The sequence below is a fragment of the Protofrankia symbiont of Coriaria myrtifolia genome, from assembly GCF_900634755.1.
GTDB classification, from domain to species: Bacteria; Actinomycetota; Actinomycetes; order Frankiales; family Frankiaceae; genus Protofrankia; species Protofrankia coriariae.
On record NZ_CAAAFS010000066.1, the window covers coordinates 1 to 3,634 of the forward strand.

Annotated in this window: 2 protein-coding genes and 1 pseudogene; all 3 read right to left on the reverse strand. The window is 65.0% G+C overall.

Translation table 11 applies throughout. From position 1 onward, the window contains the following. Positions 1 to 687: 687 nt before the first annotated feature. The 3 genes and pseudogenes from CM1CMNOD_RS03865 to CM1CMNOD_RS03875 all read right to left on the reverse strand — a co-directional run bounded on the left by CM1CMNOD_RS03865 (position 688) and on the right by CM1CMNOD_RS03875 (position 3,580). A pseudogene (locus tag CM1CMNOD_RS03865) lies at positions 688 to 1,840 on the reverse strand (RNA polymerase sigma factor). Positions 1,841 to 1,882: 42 nt separating this feature from the next. Next, positions 1,883 to 2,239 (reverse strand): YciI family protein, encoded by a 357-nt coding sequence (locus CM1CMNOD_RS03870; RefSeq protein WP_013872359.1) that lies wholly within the window; start codon positions 2,237 to 2,239, stop codon positions 1,883 to 1,885. A gap of 876 nt (positions 2,240 to 3,115) precedes the next feature. After that, positions 3,116 to 3,580, reverse strand: a complete 465-nt coding sequence (locus CM1CMNOD_RS03875) for a hypothetical protein (protein ID WP_013872360.1) — start codon at positions 3,578 to 3,580, stop codon at positions 3,116 to 3,118. Positions 3,581 to 3,634 lie beyond the last annotated feature (54 nt).

Here is a 3,634-nt window from a genome sequence, read left to right on the forward strand (position 1 = left end):
ATCCTGCACGGACAGCAGGCCGGCCCCGAACCGAGGATCGGCGGAGTCGGTGGGGGCGCCACCATTTGCCCGCGACCGCACGACTGAGCCTCCACAATATCGCTGAACCAATAATCCGGTGAACGATAATCCCGGGCTGGTCCGGGTATGTTTGCCGTTCCGACATGATTACCCGGACTGCCTGAACAGAGCGTACATCGACATTCGCCGTCGGATCGTGATCGACGGATGAAATGATCTTCGCGGCTGTTGGTCGTGGGTCACTGCGCGCGGTCGCGGTGTGAAGGATCGTTCGACGAGGCCCTGGCCTACCGCACCATCGCCGAATTCCTCGAAACCGCCCCCTGACCCCGCACCTCCTCGCCCCCGCATCCCGGTTGGGGGTTCTCGTCGACTTGGCCGATGCTCCACTGCCACGGGAGGTCAAGCTGCTCCTCAACCGCCGGGCGCGACGGGCTGGAGCCGGTACAGATCGTTTCCCCAGATCTCGTTTTTGCCATGATCCCCGACAGCTTTGTTTGCGCAGCTCGGAACATATGTTGATCTATATGAGCGGGCAGTTTTCGATCTTTGTTGAGATCGTTTGTGGTAGGTCCTCGCAACCGGGTAGCGTCGTTCCAGCTCAGCGGCGGTCCCGAAGGGGGTGCCCTCGCCAACCCCAGCCCGATCATGAGGGTATGTGAGCGTTCAGGGAGCGTCGGACAGCTTTGTTGCCCTTTGTAGGAGCAGGTCCCGCTCGCGGGCGTTGCGGGTCAGGGATGCCGCTCGCGCGAATTCCGCTCGTGCCTCCTCGACCCGCCCCAGGCGTTCGAGGAGATCCCCCCGGACGCTGGGAAGCAGGTGATAGGACCTCAGCGCTGGTTCGTCCGCGAGGGTGTTCACCACCTTCAGGCCGGCCGCGGGGCCCTGCGACATCGAGATGGCGACCGCGCGGTTCAACTCCACCACCGGGGAGGCGGTCAGCGCCGTCAACCGTCCGTACAGTTTGACGATCATCGCCCAGTCCGTGTCCTCGTAGCGGATCGCCTGAGCGTGGCACGCTGCGATCGCGGCCTGGAGGGAATAGGGGCCCAGGCCCGCGCGGTGCAGGGCCTCGACACCGCGGTGGATCAGCATCCGGTTCCAGCGGGTACGGTCCTGCTCCGCGAGCAGGACAGGCTCGCCACCGGGGCCGGTGCGGGCCGGCAGGCGGGACCCCTGGAACTCCAGGAGCGCAACCAGCCCCTGGACCTCGGGTTCCGTGGGCATCAGGCCGGCCAGGACGCGGGCGAGGCGGAGCGCATCCTCGCACAGGCCCGGACGTACCAGGTCGTCGCCGGCCGTCGCCGAATAGCCCTCGTTGAACACCAGGTAGATGACTTCCAGAACCGACGAGAGCCGGGCCGCCCGGTCAGGGCCGTACGGGACCTCGAAGGGAACCTCGGCCCTGGCAAGCGCCCGCTTCGCGCGGACGATGCGCTGGGCGACCGTCGCCTCCGAGACGAGAAACGCCCGAGCGATCTCCTCGGTCGTCAGCCCGCACAGCAACCGCAGGGCGAGCGCGATCCGGGCCTGCGTCGACAGCACAGGGTGACAGGTGGTGAAGATCAGCCGCAGCAGGTCGTCGTCGATGTCATCGGGGTCCGTCGTCTCGGGCGGCGGCACGTCCTCCAGCACCCGGCCTGTCCGGGACACCTGACTGCGGCCACTGCTCCAGCGCGGCGACCAGCGCATCCTGCGCCAGTTCCTGCGCGATGCCCACGTCCCGCACGATGCGGGCGACACCGGCGACGATCCGCGCGTACTCGATCCGGAACGCCGTTTCGACCGCCTTGGTCGCGCCTGCCGCCGTCACAGCCACCCATCAGACCAGCCGGGCCGCGGCGGGGCAAGCGCGGCCAGGTCACGCCGTGGCGATCTCGCGGACCTCGACGGTGACGGTGATGTGCTCCGGGTGGATCTGTAGGAAGCGCCTGCTCCACTCGTGAGCCTCGGCCGTGTCCCTGACCTGGAGGATGCTGTAACCGCCGACCACCTCCTTGCTTTCGGTGAACGGACCGTCGGTGTAGCTGAACTTGCCGTCGGACCAGGTGATCCGGGTGCTCTCGGAGGTCGGAGTGAGCCCGGCCGTGTCCAGCAGCACCCCCGCTCTGGTCATCTCCTCCAGCAGCGCGCCCATGCGCTGCTGGACTTCGGGGCCGATGTCCTCCGGGGAGATCTCCCGCTCGTTGATACGGATCAACGTCAGATACCGTGGCACTGCGACTCCTTGATCGGGATGGTGGGGCCCTTCCCCGCTTCTCACCCGTACGTCGAACGGCGGACGCCCGGATCGACCGCTCTCCCGAATTTTTCTGAGCACTGTCGCAGTAGCTCATGGTAATCATCGCTGGCCCACGCTGCTGGCGCTCGGGGAGAACCGTGGAACGCCCCTTCAGGGGTTGGGCGAGCCGCGCTGGATAGGCGGTGGGCCGGTGGGTTACGCGGAGGATCATGCTGTCTCGGCCGCGGTCGGAACAGCCGGAACAGATCGTTCCGCTGAACTCCGTTTTGCCCATGATCCTAGACGGGCTCGTTCACGCAGCTCAGGATAGATATTGATCTACGGAGATGGTCAGATTGCGATCTCTGTCGAGATCGTTTGTGGCGGGTCCTCGCAACCGGACAGCATCGTCTCAGCTCGGCGGCAGCGCCGAAGGGGGTGCCCTCACTAACCCCAGCCCGATCATGAGGGCACAGAAACGGCGAGGTCGTACAGGCTCGGAGCGGTGTTGCAGCCGAAGCTCGCTAACTCCAGCCCGATCGTGAGGGTATGGAAACAGGACGTTCTTGTCGTTGAAGTCGCCGATGATCGCTCCGTTGATGCTGGTTCGGGTGCGAGGGTGTGGAAACATCGCCGAATTTGTCGGTCCGGCCGATAGAGTGTCATCTATGTCACTGCGTGTAGTCGTGGGGCGGTGGGAGATGCTGACGGCTATCGGCTGTCAGGGAAGATCGGCGCGAGTTTGTTGTTGTGTACGCCTGTGGGGTTGAAAAGCGTACACGGCGACAAATTCACGCTGATCATGGCTCATGTGGGTGGTCGCGGACGGTATCCACGGTTCGATCGTGAGGGTGAGGATTTCTGCGGGTGTGTTCAGGCAGTGGGATGGGTGGGTTTACGACGTTGGCGGACGGTCATGCTGTGGACGTTGTGCTGGCTGACCCAGGTAACCTGTGGTTCACGTGATGTCGCGATGGTCACGATAGTGGCGAGATGAGTATTGATTCTGTCGAGCATCTGTTCGCGAGCGAGCTGGCCTTCGAAGAGGAACATGTGAACGCGGGCGGCGCGTAACGCGGCGAGCTCGTCGGGTCTTCGGAGAATGGCGGCGTCTCGGGCGAGAACGACCCATCCGGTCCGGCGGACAAGCGTCAGCCATGCGGTGTCGGGCTGGCCGCTGGCCGCGGCCTTGGATCCGAAGACTTCCGCCAGCGTGTGGACGGCGTAGCCCAGCTCGCGTAGACGGCCTGTGACGGTTCGTCCCCCGAGCGAGGCATCGACGAAGAACTCAGGCGGCTTTGCCCAGTAGGACGCGGGTGGCGGCCCAGACATCGTCATCGGTGACCTCGTACTCGAGCGCTACTTCATGCGGGTTCTCCCCGGCGTTGACCA

Bases quoted from the DNA above. Each gene is read 5' to 3' on its own strand.
- CM1CMNOD_RS03875 (WP_013872360.1), bottom strand. From the start codon at position 3,580: ATGACGATGTCTGGGCCGCCACCCGCGTCCTACTGGGCAAAGCCGCCT.